This window comes from Streptomyces sp. DH10, from assembly GCF_029813805.1.
Lineage (GTDB): Bacteria > Actinomycetota > Actinomycetes > Streptomycetales > Streptomycetaceae > Streptomyces > Streptomyces coeruleofuscus.
The window spans coordinates 111,402-127,470 of record NZ_JARVKU010000016.1 but is presented as its reverse complement, the minus strand read 5'-3'; the positions used below and the strand labels follow the sequence as shown (position 1 = coordinate 127,470).

Annotated in this window: 18 protein-coding genes; 7 read left to right on the top strand and 11 right to left on the bottom strand. The window is 71.6% G+C overall.

Annotated elements, in window-relative coordinates; all coding sequences use genetic code 11:
- Positions 1-67: 67 nt before the first annotated feature.
- The 3 genes from QC385_RS29280 to QC385_RS29270 are packed head-to-tail and all read left to right on the top strand — an operon-like array spanning position 68 to position 1,360.
- Positions 68-664, top strand: coding sequence for a DUF5994 family protein (locus QC385_RS29280; RefSeq protein WP_279544400.1), 597 nt, complete (start codon positions 68-70; stop codon positions 662-664).
- A 5-nt stretch (positions 665-669) separates the two neighbouring features.
- A complete protein-coding gene (locus QC385_RS29275; protein ID WP_279544399.1) occupies positions 670-885 on the top strand; it encodes a hypothetical protein in 216 nt (71 codons plus the stop codon).
- Positions 886-919: 34 nt separating this feature from the next.
- Positions 920-1,360, top strand: coding sequence for an STAS domain-containing protein (locus QC385_RS29270; protein WP_279544398.1), 441 nt, complete (start codon positions 920-922; stop codon positions 1,358-1,360).
- Here the strand turns inward: QC385_RS29270 and QC385_RS29265 are convergent.
- Positions 1,337-2,323 (bottom strand): AraC family transcriptional regulator, encoded by a 987-nt coding sequence (locus QC385_RS29265; RefSeq protein ID WP_279544397.1) that lies wholly within the window; start codon positions 2,321-2,323, stop codon positions 1,337-1,339. The genes QC385_RS29270 and QC385_RS29265 overlap by 24 nt on opposite strands.
- Before the next feature lie 81 nt (positions 2,324-2,404).
- Between QC385_RS29265 and QC385_RS29260 the strand changes: the two genes are divergently transcribed.
- Positions 2,405-3,244 (top strand): NAD(P)H-binding protein, encoded by an 840-nt coding sequence (locus tag QC385_RS29260; RefSeq protein ID WP_279544396.1) that lies wholly within the window; start codon positions 2,405-2,407, stop codon positions 3,242-3,244.
- Positions 3,245-3,258: 14 nt separating this feature from the next.
- Here the strand turns inward: QC385_RS29260 and QC385_RS29255 are convergent, their stop codons facing one another.
- From QC385_RS29255 to QC385_RS29210, 10 genes are all read right to left on the bottom strand, one after another.
- Positions 3,259-3,600 carry a MerR family transcriptional regulator gene (locus QC385_RS29255; protein WP_279544395.1) on the bottom strand — a complete coding sequence of 114 codons (342 nt, stop codon included), beginning with the start codon at positions 3,598-3,600 and terminating at the stop codon, positions 3,259-3,261.
- 454 nt (positions 3,601-4,054) lie between these two features.
- Entirely contained in the window at positions 4,055-4,366 is a 312-nt protein-coding gene (locus QC385_RS29250) for an SCO5918 family protein (protein ID WP_279544394.1), read from the bottom strand.
- 46 nt (positions 4,367-4,412) lie between these two features.
- A complete protein-coding gene (locus QC385_RS29245) occupies positions 4,413-4,760 on the bottom strand; it encodes a CBS domain-containing protein (protein ID WP_443033024.1) in 348 nt (115 codons plus the stop codon).
- Between the two features lie 47 nt (positions 4,761-4,807).
- Positions 4,808-6,295: a DEAD/DEAH box helicase gene (locus QC385_RS29240; RefSeq protein WP_279544393.1), complete on the bottom strand. Its 1,488-nt coding sequence runs from the start codon at positions 6,293-6,295 to the stop codon at positions 4,808-4,810.
- A gap of 199 nt (positions 6,296-6,494) precedes the next feature.
- The gene (locus QC385_RS29235) at positions 6,495-6,698 is read right to left on the bottom strand and encodes a cold-shock protein (protein ID WP_030730357.1); all 204 of its coding nucleotides are present in this window, start codon (positions 6,696-6,698) and stop codon (positions 6,495-6,497) included.
- A gap of 448 nt (positions 6,699-7,146) precedes the next feature.
- Positions 7,147-8,388: a PP2C family protein-serine/threonine phosphatase gene (locus QC385_RS29230; protein ID WP_279544392.1), complete on the bottom strand. Its 1,242-nt coding sequence runs from the start codon at positions 8,386-8,388 to the stop codon at positions 7,147-7,149.
- 21 nt (positions 8,389-8,409) lie between these two features.
- A complete protein-coding gene (locus QC385_RS29225) occupies positions 8,410-8,712 on the bottom strand; it encodes a hypothetical protein (RefSeq protein WP_279544391.1) in 303 nt (100 codons plus the stop codon).
- Between the two features lie 147 nt (positions 8,713-8,859).
- Entirely contained in the window at positions 8,860-9,312 is a 453-nt protein-coding gene (locus QC385_RS29220; RefSeq protein ID WP_279544390.1) for a DUF5990 family protein, read from the bottom strand.
- A 67-nt stretch (positions 9,313-9,379) separates the two neighbouring features.
- A complete protein-coding gene (locus tag QC385_RS29215; protein WP_279544389.1) occupies positions 9,380-10,210 on the bottom strand; it encodes a hypothetical protein in 831 nt (276 codons plus the stop codon).
- Positions 10,211-10,425: 215 nt separating this feature from the next.
- Entirely contained in the window at positions 10,426-11,970 is a 1,545-nt protein-coding gene (locus tag QC385_RS29210) for a fused MFS/spermidine synthase (protein WP_443033023.1), read from the bottom strand.
- A 260-nt stretch (positions 11,971-12,230) separates the two neighbouring features.
- Here QC385_RS29210 and QC385_RS29205 point away from each other — a divergent pair, with 260 nt between their 5' ends.
- Genes QC385_RS29205 through QC385_RS29195 form a run of 3 tightly spaced genes read left to right on the top strand, consistent with a single transcriptional unit; the run spans position 12,231 to position 16,054 of the window.
- Positions 12,231-12,869: a (2Fe-2S)-binding protein gene (locus QC385_RS29205; protein WP_279544387.1), complete on the top strand. Its 639-nt coding sequence runs from the start codon at positions 12,231-12,233 to the stop codon at positions 12,867-12,869.
- A gap of 12 nt (positions 12,870-12,881) precedes the next feature.
- Positions 12,882-13,862: an FAD binding domain-containing protein gene (locus tag QC385_RS29200; RefSeq protein WP_279544386.1), complete on the top strand. Its 981-nt coding sequence runs from the start codon at positions 12,882-12,884 to the stop codon at positions 13,860-13,862.
- A complete protein-coding gene (locus QC385_RS29195; RefSeq protein WP_279544385.1) occupies positions 13,859-16,054 on the top strand; it encodes a xanthine dehydrogenase family protein molybdopterin-binding subunit in 2,196 nt (731 codons plus the stop codon). The genes QC385_RS29200 and QC385_RS29195 overlap by 4 nt, the downstream gene beginning before the upstream one ends.
- Positions 16,055-16,069: the final 15 nt, after the last annotated feature.

Below are 16,069 nucleotides of genomic sequence, written 5' to 3'. Positions count from 1 at the left end.
CTCGTGTCGTTTTCGGCGATCGAATATGCCGGGCCGGTCGCGGCCGTCCCGGGGCAGGGTTCGCGTCATGACTGCGACCATCTCCCACCCGCCGACGGCCGAAGCCGATGACCGGTCCTCCTCGTCCTCTCCGCGTCTGTCGCTCGCCGCCACCGGTTCCGCACCGGCTCTGCTGGACGGCGCCTGGTGGCCCCGCTCCCGCGATCTCGCGGCGGAACTCCCCTCCCTGACCGCCGTACTGGACCCGGTGTGGGGGCGGATCACCCGGGTCACGGTGAATCCCACCCACTGGCCGGTCGTCCCCCGCAAGGTGCCCGTCGCCGGGCGCGTGGTGAAGGTGGGCTGGTTCCGGTCCGAGCAGGACCCGCACGAACTGCTGCTGCTCTCGTACCGCGTGGGGCGCTGGAACCTCCTGGTGATCCCGCCGCAGACGGCTCCCGACTCGGCCGCCCGGCTGATGGCCGCCGCGAGCGACCCGCTCGGCACGTCGACCGGGAGCCGGCTGATGGAGGACGAGGCGCGCTCGCTGACGGAGTACGAGGCCGACCGGGCCGTGGAAGCGGTCTGGGACTCCGAAGGAGGACACGAGGCCGGTGACCCGGCAGCAGGTCCGCGGGTCCCGGCCGGGTCCGCCCCGGTGCCGTACCAGCCGATGGGAAGGTGAGAACAGTGGAGGCATTGGTGTTCGTGGCGGTGATCCTGGGGATGATCGTTCTCGGTGTGTTCCTCATCCACCAGCTGAACTCGCAGCACGACGACCGCATCGCCGCCTTCCACTACGGCCGTTCCGGGGTGCCTGTCGCGGGACCGGCTCCGTCCGGTCGGCGCAGGGCCCGCGGCCGCGGGCGGTTCTCCTGGCGCCGCTCCCGTGAGCAAGCCGAGTGAGCCCCGCCCTTCAGGCAGTCCCGACAGAGGAGCCATGCCCCTTCCGCAGCTGAACGTCCGCCGGCACGACCACACCACCCGCACGCTGATCGTCCTCGCAGGCGAGATCGACCTGGCCACGGCCCCGCTCGTGCACGCCGCGCTCGCCGCGTGCGTGCGGGACGGCGTCCGCACCACCGACGTCGATCTCACGGCGGTCACCTTCTGCGACGCCAGCGGGATCAACGCCTTCCTCGCGGCGTCCCGCCTCGCCACCGACGCCGGAATGACCCTCCGGCTGCACGGCCCGGCCCCGGCGATGGCCCGCATCATCGAGATGACCGGCTCCGCCTTCCTGCTCCACGAGCCCCTCACCGTCCGAACACCCTCACGCCGGTTTCCCGCCGCCACGAGGAGCACGGTGCGCGTGCGCGCCACCGGCCGGGGAGGGCACGGCCTTCCCCGGGTGTGCCTACGGCGTCCCCGTACCGCGTGAGGGGACGCGGTCGCGCAGGCGGTACTCGCTCGGGCTGATGCCGTGTTCCCGCTTGAACGCCGTACTGAAGGCGAAGGCGTTGGCGAACCCGACGCGGTCCGCCACCACGGCGAGCGTGACCTCCGGCTCGCGCAGCAGGTCGGCGGCCAGGGCGAGGCGCTGTTCCCGTAGGTAGGTCATGGGCGGCCGGCCGACCAGAGCGGTGAAGCGCCGTGCCAGGCCGGCCCGGGACACGCCGGTCCTCGCCGCCAGGGCCGGCAGGGTCCACGGGTGGGCGGGATCGCTGTGCAGCATGCGCAGGGCGGGGCCGACCACGGGGTCACTGTGGGCCCGGTACCAGGCGGGGACCTCGGCGCCGGGGCGGGTGAACCAGGCGCGCAGGGCGGTGATGAGCATCAGGTCCAGTGCCCGGTCCAGGAGGAGCTGCTGCCCGGGTTCCTCACGGGTGATCTCCTCGAAGGCGGACATGCTGAAGGGGCAGGTGCCCACGCTCGCGTCGATGACGGCGAGGGGCGGCAGCGCGGCGAGCAGCCGACTCGGGGTGCTGCTCTCCAGGGTGTGGAGCCCGCTGATCAGGAGCGTGTCACCGGCCCCTGCCGCGCCCCGGGCGCCGGTACCCGGAATCCGGGGGCGGTCCAGCTCCTGGCCCTGCGGGGTCGTGCAGCGGCCGCCGTGACGGATCACCACGTCCGGTTCGGTGCCGGGGTCGTCCGCGATCACGTACGGTGCGCCGCCGCACAGCACCGCGACGTCTCCGGAGCCGATCCGCACCGGGTCGCCGCCCTGGGGCGCGATCCAGGCGGAGCCGCGCACGAGGACCGCGAGCGCCAGCGGCGAGCCGTCCTCGAAGCGTGCCGCCCAGGAGCCGGCCGGGGAGGACTGGTGGAAGACGGCGCCACTGGTCCGCACCCCGTTCAGAAGGTCCGTCAGGGGATCCGTGCTGGTCAGACCCATGGGATCCATGCCGGTCAGCGTAGACGAACGCGTATGGACGTGAGTCCGCACGGCATGTCCCGGGCGGACGGCGACTGGTTCGCTGGAGCCATGAGCGACGAGATGATCCTGGTGACAGGAGCCACGGGCAAGACGGGCCGCCGGGTGGCGCGGCTGCTTCGGGAGCGGGGCGTGCCGGTCCGCGCGGCGTCCCGTTCCGCCACGCCGTCCTTCGAATGGACCGACCGCGGCACCTGGGAGCCGGCCCTGCGCGGAGTGACGGGGATGTATGTCGTGCACCCCGAACTGGGCAGCCCCCGGGCCGCCGACGACGTCGCCGCGTTCGCCCGGCGGGGCGCGGCCGCCGGGGCCCGTCACGCGGTGCTGCTGTCCACGCCCTCCGACGCCTGGGGCCCTGCCGGGGAACACGTCCTGTCCGCCGAGCGGGCCCTCGGACACGCGGGTCTGGACTGGACGGTGCTGCGGGTGCGGTGGTTCTTCCAGAACTTCAGCGAGGACTTCCTCCGCGACCCCGTACTGAGCGGCGAGGTACGGCTGCCGGCGGGCGACGGCAAGGAGGCGTTCATCGACGCCGAGGACATCGCCGAGGTGACGGTCGCGGCCCTGACGGAGGCCGGGCACGCCGGGTGGAACTACGAGCTCAGCGGCCCCCGGCTGATGACCTTCGCCGACGCCGTCGCGGAGATCGCCCGGGCCACCGGCCGCGATCTGCGCTACGTCCCGCTGACGCCGGAGGCGTACGCGCAGGAGCAGCGGGCGCAGGGCGTGCCCGAGGAGTGGGTGCAACTGACGGTCGGTCTGTACGAGCACGTCCGCTCAGGCGGCCTCGCCTCGCTCGGCGACGGCGTCCGCAAAGCCCTGGGCCGGGCTCCACGGGACTTCTCCGAGTACGCCGACACCACCGCCCGGGAGGGTGTCTGGAACAGCTGACCTCGCCTGGGCGATCAGCCGGAACCCTCGGGCGCGCCGTGCCCGGCACGGCGGCGGTACTCGGCGTTGATGCGCTGAGCTTCCTCGAGCTGGTCCTCGAGGATGACGATGCGGCACGCGGCCTCGATCGGGGTGCCCCTGTCGACGAGCTCGCGGGCACGCGCCGCGACGCGCAGCTGGTAGCGCGAGTACCGGCGGTGTCCGCCCTCCGAGCGCAGCGGAGTGATCAGACGAGCCTCACCGATGGCTCGCAGGAAGGCCGGGGTGGTGCCGAGCATCTCGGCGGCCCGCCCCATCGTGTATGCGGGGTAGTCGTCGTCTTCCAGACGATCGCTGAGCGGGGTATCTGCTGTCATGTCACCTCGTAGTGCAACGCGTCGAGGGGCCCTGGTGCCGTACGGCACCAGGGCCCCGAAGGAAATTGAACACCATCTGTCGGCCCTAATGCTGCGCCGACCTTCTGTTTCCGCTACCGGCCCTGTGGGAGGGGGGATGCGGGGATCGCGGCTGCGTGACCGGGGACCACCTTCCAATCCGGGGTCTTGCGGTACCCGGCCGAGCACCGCTCGGGCCGGGCGATCCTGATGGCGTCTGCTCCTCCGTCCTTCTTCGCTGAGTGATCTCGTGTCAACGAGAAAAAGGCTAACTGCGCCGAAGTCCAATGTCTACTCTGGCAAGAGTAGATTTTTGTTCGCTGGTGGCGCAGGTTGCCAGTGGCCCGCAAGAGTGGCGACACGACGACGAGGGCCCTGCCGACGCGCGTCGGCAGGGCCCTCATCGGGATCGGGGTGGGCGGTGGTCCGCCCGTCCTCATGCGTCCAGGTGTGCGGCGCCGAGCAGTGCCGACGCGGTCTGGAGCGGGGTGGGGACGCGCACGGGCGCGGCCTCGGGGTGGTCGTGGCAGGTGAAGCCGAGGCGGGTCATGGCCCGGATGACTTCGCTGCCCGTGAAGTCGCGGCGGTCCTGCCGGGTGACGACCTGGCCCACCTGCTTGACGGGGTAGCGGCGGCGGCCGATGGTCACGGACTCACCCGTGACGATCTCGGGCGTGACGCCCTTCATCGAGGCCAGCACCCCGCTCTTGGTCAGGTCGAACGGGTACCGGGCGATGACACAGCGCATGATGCCCCCACAGGGAGAAGGAGAACGGCTGACCGGGTGAGGCGGTTCAGCTGGAGAGGGCGAGGACGCCCGGGGCCCGGCCGTGCTCCCCGGCGGCGGTGCGCCGGGGGACGGGCGAGGTGAACGGTCCGACGAGCACGTCCCGCAGCCGGGTCCGGTCCGTGTACGTGGAACTGCCGCGGTGAGCGACCAGTTCGGCCAGGGTGACCGAGCCCGTGCTCTGGTCGTCCCCGTCGCACAGGACAAGGAACTCCACCCGGGCACCGGCCATGACGGACAGCGCGACCTCGACGGTCATGTCGTCCCCGACCCGGGGGCCGGAGGCGTCCATGGTGTCGACCGCGGACACGGGGGAGGGATCCACCTGCTGGCACTGCGTCTGAACCGGTGTCAAAGCTGCCTCCGCGGAGATGGGTGGGCTGAGAATTCGACGCGACAGGCCTAGGCCGCCGGGTCGAAGGCGGGCCGCTGCGCCCTGCGCCGCCCCGCCTGTCCGGTGGGGCGCCCCTGGACGGGACGGTTCCGGCGGCCTCGGGACGAGGGCGCCCCGGACGCGGAACGGCGGGGAGCCGGAGCCGGTGCGGTGATGACGACAGGGACACCGGACGGTGTCTGGGCGCCGGTGATCCGGCTCAGTTCCGCTTCACCCGAGCGCACCGGGGTGACCTGGGGGGTGATGGCGGCCGAAGCCATCAGCCGGGTCATGCTGCGGCGCTGGCCGGGTGTCACGAGCGTGACGACGCTGCCGGACTCGCCGGCCCGGGCGGTACGGCCGCCGCGGTGCAGGTAGTCCTTGTGGTCGGTGGGCGGGTCCACGTTGACGACCAGGTCGAGGTTGTCGACGTGGATGCCGCGGGCCGCGACGTTGGTCGCCACCAGCACCGTCACATGGCCGGTCTTGAACTGGGCGAGGGTCCGCGTGCGCTGGGGCTGGGACTTGCCGCCGTGCAGAGCCGCGGCGCGGACGCCGTTGTTCAGCAGGTGCTCGGTCAGCCGGTCCACGGCGCGCTTGGTGTCCAGGAACATGATCACCCGGCCGTCCCGCGCCGCGATCTCGGTCGTCGTGCGGTGCTTGTCCGCTTCGTGCACGTGGAGCACGTGGTGCTCCATCGTGGTGACCGCACCCGCCGACGGGTCGACGGAGTGGACCACGGGGTCGGTCAGGTAGGTGCGGACCAGGCGGTCGACGTTGCGGTCCAGGGTGGCCGAGAAGAGCATCCGCTGCCCCTCGGGGCGCACCTGGTCGAGCAGCGCGGTGACCTGGGGCATGAAGCCCATGTCGGCCATCTGGTCGGCCTCGTCGAGGACGGTGATGGCGACGTCGTCCAGCCGGCAGTCGCCGCGGTCGATGAGGTCCTTGAGCCGCCCGGGCGTCGCGACGACGACCTCCGCGCCGGTCCGCAGCGCACCCGCCTGCCTGCCGATCGACATGCCGCCGACGACGGTGGCCAGCTTGAGCCGGACGGAGCGGGCGTACGGGGTGAGCGCGTCGGTCACCTGCTGGGCGAGCTCGCGGGTGGGGACGAGGACGAGGGCGAGCGGCTGCCGCGGCGCCGCACGCCGGCCCGCCGTACGGGCCAGCAGCGCGAGGCCGAAGGCCAGGGTCTTGCCCGATCCGGTACGGCCGCGGCCCAGCACGTCACGCCCGGCGAGGGAGTTCGGCAGGGTCGCCCCCTGGATGGGGAACGGCACGGTCATGCCCTCGTGGCCGAGCGCGGCCAGCAGCGGCGCCGGCAGGTCGAGGTCGGCGAACGACTCGACGGCGGGCAGCGCGGGCGTGGTCGTCACCGGCAGCGCGAACTCCCCCTGGAGTGCGGCCGGACGGCGCTCGTAGCCCTTGGAACGCCGCGGAGCGCCCGAGCCCTTGGCGGCGGACCCCCTGGAGCGGTCGTAGGAGCGGGTCGGGCGGGCGGTGCGTGCGCGGTTCAAGCGGAACCTTCCTCGATGTGAGCTCGTGGGCACGTAGCAAGGAATTTCCGCCGCGCAAAAGAACGGCGCAGAGAATCGCGAGAACGAGCCGGAGATGTTGGGCGCGGCATTGTGGTCACGCGCCCTGAAAAGCAGCGAGCCGGGGCCCGCACCCCAAGGTGCGGGTCCCAGCTGCGAAATATGCGTTGCTGCCGTGATGTCAGGCGGGAACGATGTTCTCGGCCGTCGGGCCCTTCTGGCCCTGCGCGATGTCGAAGGACACCTTCTGGCCTTCCAGCAGCTCACGGAAGCCCTGGGCGGAGATGTTCGAGTAGTGGGCGAAGACGTCGGCGCCGCCGCCGTCCTGCTCGATGAAGCCGAAGCCCTTTTCCGCGTTGAACCACTTCACGGTACCAGTAGCCATGTTAATTCTCCTTCGGAGACGATGTTCGGAATTCGCCCTGTGCGGATTCCGCGTCGCCGTGCTGATTACCCCGTAGGAAAATGAACCTTCTGGCAACCACACCTGCAACTGAGATCGACAGTAGCATGGCGCGACCGGCGCTGTGTGGATCAGTAATTCCGCCCCGTCCGGAGGTCGAGGAATACTCGCCGGGTGCCGCGGTAATTTCTCATCTCGCAAAAACAGATATTGGTCCCGCGCGGACGCACTGTTCCTGCCGCGCGCTCCCGGCCGCAGCGCCATGACCTCCCTCGATGGCCCCTGCGCCGCGGCCGCCTCCCTCAGCGGACGACACGACGGCGAACGCGCCGGAACGCCGTCATCGCGATGAAGGTCACATCGGCAAACGGGTGACCTGCCGGAGGGTCCGGTGGCGGCCGGCCGTCCGAAGGGGTCCGCACCGCCGGAGTCAGTCGAAAGCGGCGAGATGATCGGCGCCGCCGCCTCGCCACTCGACGAGGAAGATGGTCGCGTCGTCGCTCGTGGCGCCGCTACGCTCGTGTTTCAGGGCGTGGGAGAGCGCTCGCACCACCGCCCGCACCTCGGTGCGGTCGCGGAGGACCCGGTTGGTCCACTCGATGAGCTGCTCCTCACCGAACTGGTCCCCGCCGGGCTGGCGCTCCTCGATCAGGCCGTCGGTGAAGCACAGCAACCGGTCACCGGGCCGCAGCATCCGCTCGCTGACCACCGGCTCCTCACCGCCGAAGCCGACCGGCAGCGTGGTCGGACTCTCCAGCCGGTCCACCACGGCGCGGTCGCGGATCAGCAGCGGAGCCGGGTGGCCGGCGTTGACCCACTGGAGCCGGCCGGTGGCGACGTTCAGCACCATCATCTGCGCGGTGACGAAGTGGTCGTTGCCGAACTGCTCGTTGATGGCCCTGTCCATGAACGCGTACACCTGGGACAGATCGGTGTGGGACCGCCGCGTGTGGCGGTAAGCGCCGACGGCCACCGTCGCCATGGTCGCCGCGTCCAGCCCGTGGCCCATCGCGTCGAGCATGGCCACGTGCAGGATGTCGCCGTTGAGGGCGTAGTCGAAGCTGTCACCCGCCACGTCGTAGGCCGGCTCCAGGATTCCGGCCACCTCGACCTGCGGAACGGTCATCGACAGCGGGGGCAGCAACGACCACTGGATCTCGGCGGCCACGCTCATCGGGGCGCTGCGGCGGGCCTGGAAGAACTGGTCGGTGTAGGCGTCCTTGGTGACGATCATGTCCGCGACCAGACCGGCGAGTCTGCGGAGCAGCCGCCGGTCGTCGTCGTCGACCGTGTCCAGGGTGACGGCCAGCACCCCGATCTGGTCGCTGCCGTCCAGCAGCGGCAGGTACATCCGCACACTGCCGCCCTGCGGCACCTCCACCGTCCGGCGGCTGAGGAACGCCTCGCCGGCGGGGGAGTCCTCGACCGACTCGGGGCCGCCGACCCTCAGCCTCCGGCCCGGCAGCGGCACCAGCAGCACCTGTTCGTAGTCCTGGAGGAGGATGGAGACGTCCCGCCCGCCGACCCTGGCCACCTCTTCCGCGACGAGCGGGGCGATCAGGTCCGGCGGCATCTCGTGGGCCCGGTCCAGCAGCACACCCAGCAGTCGCTCGCCGAACCCCTCCGACCGGTCCACCCCGATACTGTCCGGCTTCCGCCCGCTGTCCGTCATCGCTGTTCGCCGACGCGGGCGTCAGGCGGCGCCGCTGACGCCCGGGGCGACGAAGCGCCTGTGGACGGGGAAGAACTCCGGCTGGGGGTCGCTCTTCACCCCCTGCTCGCCCTTGAGCACAGGTTCGATCCTGCCGGCGATGAACCGGGCGAAGTGCTCCTCCGACTCCCAGATGTCGAGCACGTTCAGGCCGTCGGCGGTGAACCACGCCACGTGCGACACGCACCCGTCCGGGGGCTCCTCTTCCCAGCGCACCCTCTTGCGCGTCGCGTCGTACAACTCGGGCGTGATCTCGGGCCAGACGAAGGTCATCACGACTGCCATGGGGTGCCTCTCAATCGCCTGGGCGCGGCGCGGGCGCGGCGCGGTCTGTGCGGGGTACGCACGACGACGCTAAGTAGCTCGGGTCCAGGAGGCACTTCGGGGCGGGCCATTCGTGCGCTGTCGGACGGCGGATGACGCCACAGACCGCTACGAGCCCTCCTGGCCGGCGCGCGCGGCGCTCCAGCTGATGTGAGGGGGCTCGACGCGGGCGCACAGGGGACTGCCCTGTGGGTCGGTCAGGCCGAGGCGGCCGACCAGCAGGCCGTCGCGTGCGGCGGCGGTGAGGACGTCGGCGGGGATGACGTCCAGCATCAGCTTGGCGCGGCGGAACATCGTGAAGACGCCCGACTCGTCGACCGTGCCCCACGACAGGTAGATGAACCGCCGGCCCAGACGGTCCTGCACGTAAGGGCCTTTGATCTCGATGCCGGTCGGCGAGGTGCTCGTGGTGCACTCCAGCGTCCAGGTCGCGGACGGTGCGTCGGCGGGCTGTGGTTCGAGGAGTTCGGCCGGGCGGTCGCGGCGTTGTACGGCGACGTGGAGGCCGCCGTACTCGGGGAGACTGCCGGGCAGGTCGACGGCGTCGATGCGGATGCGCATGGCCGCCATCATCCGCCATCGTCCGGCATATCGATGCCGTCGGCGACGACGGTGGCCGGACCGCGGCTCAGTGGTCGTCGCGGATGGTGGTCGCGATGCCGTTGCCGATCACGACCTCGGCGGTGAAGCCCTTCTTGGCGGCCTGCTCCAGTTCGGCCTCGGTGCACTCGATGCCGCCCTGGCCGCCCTCACCCGTGTTCGTGTCACCGCAGATGTCGCCGTAGCCCCAGATCTCGGTGTCCTCGGCGACGAGGAACTGCTGCTCGACGCCCTTCATGTCGGAGACCGTGTACTTGCCCGGAGCCAGGTAGGAGACGTTGCCGAACCAGGTTCCGCTGACTCCCTTGCCCTTGTTGACGCCCTCGACGACGGTATCGCGGGGGCCGGAGTCGGAGCCTGAGCCGGTGTCAGAGCCGGAGCCGGTGTTCTGCTGAGCGGCTCGCCGCTCGGTCACCAGCGTCGCGATGCCGTTCTTCATCTTCACGTCGGCGCCCACGGCGTTCTTCTTGGCGGCCGCCTCCAGCTGGTCCAGCGTGCACGGCGCGTCCACCTTGGACCCCGCCTCGCCGCATATCGTGCCGGCGCCGTAGACCTCGGTGTCGTCGGCGACCAGGAACTGCTGGTCGCCCTTGCCCGGCACGGACACGATGTACTTGCCCGGGGCGAGATAGCTGACCTCGCCGTTCTTGAACGTGCCGCTGACGCCCTTCGCCTTCTCCGAGACCGGCTTGGAGTCCGAGGCCGGCTTGGAGTCCGACGCCTTCTCCGCGACCGCCGCCGCGCCCGTCGTGCTCTTGCCGGACGAGCTGTCGTCCGTGCCGTTCTGGCACGCCGTCATCAGCAGCCCGGCGGTGATCGCGGCGGTGGCGACGACGGCCTTGCGCAGGTGGCGGTTCATCACGGAGTGTCCTTCCGAAGTGGGGAGTGGCAGGGAGCCGGCGGCTCCTGCGCCGGTTCCCGCTCTGTGCTGACTATGAGGAGCCCCAGAGCCCCCGGGTCGCACCCGTCTTCCCTTCAGGACACCGCCGTGGCACGGCCGTGACACGGCAACACATCGGCTGTGGACGGCGGTTCGCCGACGCGCCGCCTTGCGTCACACGGCCGTGTGCCCCGTCACCGGCCGTCCCCCGGGCTGTAGGGCTCGAGGAGCTGGTCGACGGGCGCGTAGTCGTCGGTGAGCGGCTGGGCGTCGCCGATCCAGGACGTGAGGTCGCCACCCGTGGCGATCTTCCAGCCGGTCTGCCGGGCGTCCAGCGCCTTCTGGGTCGCGCGCAGGTCGACCGGCCGGTCGGAGGCGATCACCACCAGATTGCCGCCCAGGGCCGTGGCGGTCGGGTCGAGGCCGATATCGACGGGTCGGCCGACGAGGGCGACGTGCTCGAACATCTCCTTGAGGGTGGCCGCTTCTGCCCGCGCGAAGGCCAGACCGCCGTGATCGATGAGGTTGGCGACGTACAGGCCGTCCTCGTCGAGCACCCGCCGCACGTCGGTCATCGCCTCCACCGTGGTGAGGTGCCACGGCACGCTGACACCCCCGAAGGCGTCGCCGACGACGAGGTCACGGCTGCCGGTGTCCAGCCGCCGCAGGCCGAGCCTGCCGTCCTCCACGCGTACGTCGACACCCTCCGCTGATCCCAGACCGAGCCGCTCGCGGTCGATGCGCACGACCCCGCCGTCGATCTCGGAGACGAGGCTGCGCGTCCCGGGCCGGGTGGCCGCGAGATAGCGGGGAATGGTGAGCCCGCCGCCGCCCACGTGATGGGCGGCGAGCGGCTCACCTTCCGGAAAGGCGGCGTCGACCACCGACGCGATGGCGCGCACGTACTCGAACTCGAGGAAGGTCGGGTCGTCGAGGTCGACGTAGGAGTGCCGCAGGCCGTCCAGGACGAGTGTGCGGCCGCTGTCCCGGTCGGGGTCCGCCACGACCCGGGCGCAGTGGTACCTGGTCTCCGTGTCGCAGGCACCGGGCGCGACCGTCGTGGCGAGGCCGCCGGCGACGACCACGAGTGTCAGGGCGGGGGTGCCGCTCCACCCGCGCCTTCGCCACTCCACCAGCGCCGAGCCGGCCACCAGCAGGATGCCGAGGCCGATCAGTATGCCGCTGACCGGCAACCGCGACACGAGGACGAAGCCGGTGAGGACGGTGCCGACGATGGCCCCGAAGGTGCCGACGCCGGACAGCCGGCCGACGACCGTTCCGGTCTCGGCGAGGCTGGTGAGCCGCAGCTTGGTCACGATCGGCGTCACCGCCGAGAGCAGCGCGCCCGGCACGAGGATGGTCAGCGACGCGATCAGCAGGAGCAACGCCGGCGCCCACTCCGCGGTGCTGCGCAGCACGGCCGGGGTGAGCGCCACGACCGCGCCCGACACCCCGAGCGAGGGGCCCAGGAGCCGGCGTGGATCGACCTGGTCGGCGAAGTGCCCGCCCATCCAGGAGCCGGCGGCGATCGCGGTGAGGGCGATGCCGATCACCATGGTGCTGGTTTCGAGGGTGAGGCCGAGATAGGGAGCCAGGAGCCGCAGAGCGACGATCTCCACCACCAGGACCGCGGCGGAGGACCCGAACACCAGCACCGCGGCGGTACGGGGACCCAGGCCGTCGTCGTGCGGCGTGCCCTCGGCTACAGGCGAGGAAGACGATCCGGTCACGGGCGACATCCTTGCACGCCCCGCCCGTTCGGCGCCCAGCCGTCGCCGCCGCCTCGGCGGCGCGAGCGGCGGGGCACCCGCGCCGCCCTCGTGAGGAAGCCAAGGGGGGACAAAACTCTCCCCGTCACAGGCGCTGCTCGCGGTGCCAGACTTCCCACATGGACGGCCGCGGAAAGGCGCGCGGTCGCCCAGGTCTGCGGTGACAACGATCCCGTCTCCTGCCGTGCCGCTCTGTACGGCCGATCCGTCCGTGATGCGAAGGCGTATCCATGTCCATTGACCTCCCTGAATCCGCTGCTCCACCCCCCACCGGACCCGGCGGGTCCTCCTCGGCGCCCAGCCGGCGCACCTTCATCGCCACCAGTGCCGCGGTCGGCGGTGCCGTCGTGGCCGGAGGCACGTTCCTCGCGGTCCCGGACGAAGCCACCGCCGAGGGGGCGTCGCCCTCCAGCCGGGTGTCGTTGACGGTCAACGGCACCCGCCGGACCGTGACGGTCGACAACCGCACGTCGCTGCTGGACCTGCTGCGCGAACACCTCGGCCTGACCGGCTCGAAGAAGGGCTGCAACGCCGGGGCCTGCGGGGCGTGCACCGTGCTGGTCGACGGCCACCGGGTCAACTCCTGCCTGACGCTCGCGGTCCGGCTGGAGGGCGCCGAGGTCACCACCGTCGAGGGCCTGGCCGAGGGTGACCGGCTGCACCCGTTGCAGCAGGCGTTCATCGACGAGGACGCCTTCCAGTGCGGCTACTGCACGCCCGGTCAGATCGTCTCCGGGGTGGGCTGCATCCAGGAGGGGCACACCGGTTCGCCGGAGGAGATCCGGGAGTGGATGAGCGGCAACATCTGCCGCTGCGGCTGCTACGTCAAGATCGTGCGCGCGGTCGAGCAGACCGCGGGCCGGAAGTAAGGAGCGGCCCCCATGCACCCCTTCGCGTACACCCGCGTCTCCGACACCCGCGAGGCCCTCAAGGCCGGTCGCGCGGGCGGTCGTTACATCGCCGGCGGCACCACCCTGGTCGACCTGATGCGCGAGACCGTCGAGCGCCCCGGGACCCTGGTCGACATCTCCGGCCTGCCGCTGCGCGACATCCTCGTCACCAAGGAGGGCGGCCTGCGCATCGGCGCCCTGGTGCGGATGGCCGAGGCCGCCGCCCACCCCGCGGTGCGCGCCGCCTACCCGGTCGTCTCCCGGGCGCTGGAACTGAGCGCCTCGGCCCAGCTGCGCAACATGGCCACCATCGGCGGCAACATCATGCAGCGCACCCGCTGCACGTACTTCCGTGACGTGACCGCCGACTGCAACAAGCGCGAGCCCGGCTCCGGTTGCGCGGCACTGCACGGCGTCAACCGCTCGCACGCGATCCTCGGCACCTCCGGCCACTGCGTCGCCACGCACCCCTCCGACGTCGCCGTGGCCTTCGCGGCGCTGGAGGCACGAGTGCACCTGCTGGGCCCCGAGGGAGAGCGTGAAGTCCCCTTCGCCGACTTCCTGCTGCGCCCGGGAAGCACCCCGCAGCGGGAACAGGCCGTCAGGCAAGGCGAGTTGATCACGACGATCGAGATACCGGCGCTTCCGCGTCCCCTCAAGTCGGGCTATCTGAAGGTGCGCGACCGGCAGTCCTACGAGTTCGCCCTGACCTCCGCGGCGGTCGCGCTGCACATCCGGGGCGGGGTGATCCGGGAGGCGAAGGTCGCCGCCGGGGGAGTGGGCACCGTCCCCTGGAAGCTGCCCGCCGTCGAGCGGCACCTCATCGGCGAGCGCCCCTCGGACGCCCTGTGGACAGCGGCCGCGGAGAAGGCGACGGAGGGGGCCCGCCCCCTGAGGCACAACCGCTTCAAGGTCGCGCTGCTGAAGCGGACCGTCGAACGCCAGCTGCGCATCGTAGGAGGTACGAAGTGAGCCCCCAGCCTCAGGCAGCCGTGGGCGCGCCGCTGTCCCGCGTGGACGGGCGGCTGAAGGTCACCGGCCAGGCGCGGTACGCCGCCGAGTTCGACATCGACGGGGCGGTGCACGCGGTCATCGTCGACGCGAGCATCGGCCGCGGGCGTGTCACCGGCGTCGACACGGACGACGCCGAAGCCGTCCCGGGTGTACTGCGGGTGATCCACCACGGCAACGCGCCGACACTGCCGTACCGCGACAACTCCTCCGGTTCGAACAACCTGCCGGGCCGCAAGCTGCGGGTCTTCCAGGACGACCGGGTCCTCTTCCACGGCCAGCCGGTCGCCGTCGTGGTGGCCACCACGCTGGAGGCCGCGCAGCACGGCGCGAGCCTGGTGAAGGTCCGCTACGACGCCGAGCGGCCCACCACGGACCTCGCCCAGGGCGAGCCCGGCGAGCCGACCAGGTACGCGCGCGGCGACGTAGAAGCCGGCCTGCGCGACGCGGACGTGCGGCTGGACCTGACGTACCGCCTGGCGCGCAACCACCACAACCCGATGGAGCCGCACGCCACCATCGCCCGCTGGGACGGCAACCGGCTGACCGTGTGGGACAAGACCCAGTGGGTGCCCGGCACACAGCTGGAGCTCTCCACGGTGTTCGGCGTGCCGCTGGACTCGGTGCGGGTCGTCAACCCCTACGTCGGCGGCGGCTTCGGCAGCGGGCTGCGCTGCTGGCCGCACACCGTGGTCGCCGCGCTGGCCGCGCGGGTCACGGGCCGTCCGGTCAAACTGGTCCTGAGCCGCAGGCAGATGTACTTCGGCACCGGCTTCCGGCCCTCCTACGACTACCGGGTGAGCATCGGCGGCGACCGGAACGGCCGCCTGGTCGCCGCGGACCACCGGATCGACGCGGAGACCTCGTCGTACGAGACGTTCACCGAGGCCGTCATGACGCCCGGCCAGATGCTCTACAGCACGCCCGGCGTCCGCCAGGCCTATCGCACGGTGCCGCTGGACGTGCACACCCCGATCTGGATGCGCGGCCCCGGCGCCGCCACGGGGGTCTTCGTCGTCGAGTCGGCCATGGACGAACTCGCCCACGAGCTCGGCATCGACCCGATCGAACTGCGCCGCCGCAACGAGCCGGCCCAGGACCCGTCCAACAACGCGCCGTTCTCCACCCGTCGGCTGCTGGAGTGCTACACGGTCGGCGCCCGCGAGTTCGGCTGGCAGCGCCGCAAACCGAAACCGCGCTCCACGCGGGACGGCGACTGGCTGATCGGCATGGGCATGGCCTCGGGCGTGTACCACACGGCAGTCTCCCCGGCCCAGTCCCGGGCCCGCCTCGACGCCGACGGCACGGCGGTGATCGAGTGCGCCACCAGCGACATGGGCCCGGGCACGTACACCTCACAGACCCAGGTCGCCGCCGACGCGCTCGGGCTGGCCGTGCGCGCGGTCGACTTCCGGCTCGGCGACTCCCGCTACCCGCCGACCCCGCCGCACGGCGGTTCCCAGACCATGGCCAGCGTCGGCTCCGCCACCCTCGACGTCTGCAACCAGCTCCGGCGGCAGGCGATCCGGCTGGCCGTCGAGGACGAGGAGTCCCCGCTGTACGGGGTGTCGCCCGACGACATCGTGGTCCGGGGCGGCCGCCTGCACGTGCAGGGGAACCCGGCGCGCGGCGAGTCGTACCAGCGGCTGCTGACCCGCAACGGCCGCGCCCGCCTCGAAGCGGACACCTCCTTCACCCCGCCGAGGGGCGAGCGGTTCTCCATCAGCGGCTACAGCGCGACCTTCACCGAGGTGGCGGTGGACGCGACGCTGGGTCTGGTACGGGTGCGGCGGATGCTCTCCGTGTACGACGCGGGCCGCATCATCAGCCCCAAGCTGGCGGACAGCCAGGCCATCGGCGGCATGGTGGGCGGCATCGGCCAGGCGCTGCTGGAGCACACGGTCACCGACCACCGTGACGGACGGGTCGTCAACGCCAACCTCGCCGACTACCTCGTCCCGGTCAACGCCGACATCCCCGACCTCAGGGCGATCTACCTCGACGGGGAGGACTACGACGCCGACCCGCTCGGCGTGAAGGGCCTTGCCGAGCTGGTGATCTGCGGCGTCGCGCCCGCCATCGCCAACGCGGTCTTCAACGCCACCGGCCGCCGCGTCCGCGAACTGCCCATCACGGCAGAGGCGTTGCTCTGAGGGGCAGGGAGAAAG

Bases quoted from the DNA above. Each gene is read 5' to 3' on its own strand.
- QC385_RS29215 (WP_279544389.1), bottom strand. From the start codon at position 10,210: ATGAACCGCCACCTGCGCAAGGCCGTCGTCGCCACCGCCGCGATCACC.
- QC385_RS29270 (WP_279544398.1), top strand. From the start codon at position 920: ATGCCCCTTCCGCAGCTGAACGTCCGCCGGCACGACCACACCACCCGC.
- QC385_RS29235 (WP_030730357.1), bottom strand. From the start codon at position 6,698: ATGGCTACTGGTACCGTGAAGTGGTTCAACGCGGAAAAGGGCTTCGGC.
- QC385_RS29200 (WP_279544386.1), top strand. From the start codon at position 12,882: ATGCACCCCTTCGCGTACACCCGCGTCTCCGACACCCGCGAGGCCCTC.
- QC385_RS29230 (WP_279544392.1), bottom strand. From the start codon at position 8,388: ATGACGGACAGCGGGCGGAAGCCGGACAGTATCGGGGTGGACCGGTCG.
- QC385_RS29220 (WP_279544390.1), bottom strand. From the start codon at position 9,312: ATGCGCATCCGCATCGACGCCGTCGACCTGCCCGGCAGTCTCCCCGAG.
- QC385_RS29280 (WP_279544400.1), top strand. From the start codon at position 68: ATGACTGCGACCATCTCCCACCCGCCGACGGCCGAAGCCGATGACCGG.
- QC385_RS29205 (WP_279544387.1), top strand. From the start codon at position 12,231: ATGTCCATTGACCTCCCTGAATCCGCTGCTCCACCCCCCACCGGACCC.
- QC385_RS29225 (WP_279544391.1), bottom strand. From the start codon at position 8,712: ATGGCAGTCGTGATGACCTTCGTCTGGCCCGAGATCACGCCCGAGTTG.
- QC385_RS29255 (WP_279544395.1), bottom strand. From the start codon at position 3,600: ATGACAGCAGATACCCCGCTCAGCGATCGTCTGGAAGACGACGACTAC.
- QC385_RS29250 (WP_279544394.1), bottom strand. From the start codon at position 4,366: ATGCGCTGTGTCATCGCCCGGTACCCGTTCGACCTGACCAAGAGCGGG.
- QC385_RS29260 (WP_279544396.1), top strand. From the start codon at position 2,405: ATGAGCGACGAGATGATCCTGGTGACAGGAGCCACGGGCAAGACGGGC.
- QC385_RS29265 (WP_279544397.1), bottom strand. From the start codon at position 2,323: ATGGATCCCATGGGTCTGACCAGCACGGATCCCCTGACGGACCTTCTG.
- QC385_RS29210 (WP_443033023.1), bottom strand. From the start codon at position 11,970: ATGTCGCCCGTGACCGGATCGTCTTCCTCGCCTGTAGCCGAGGGCACG.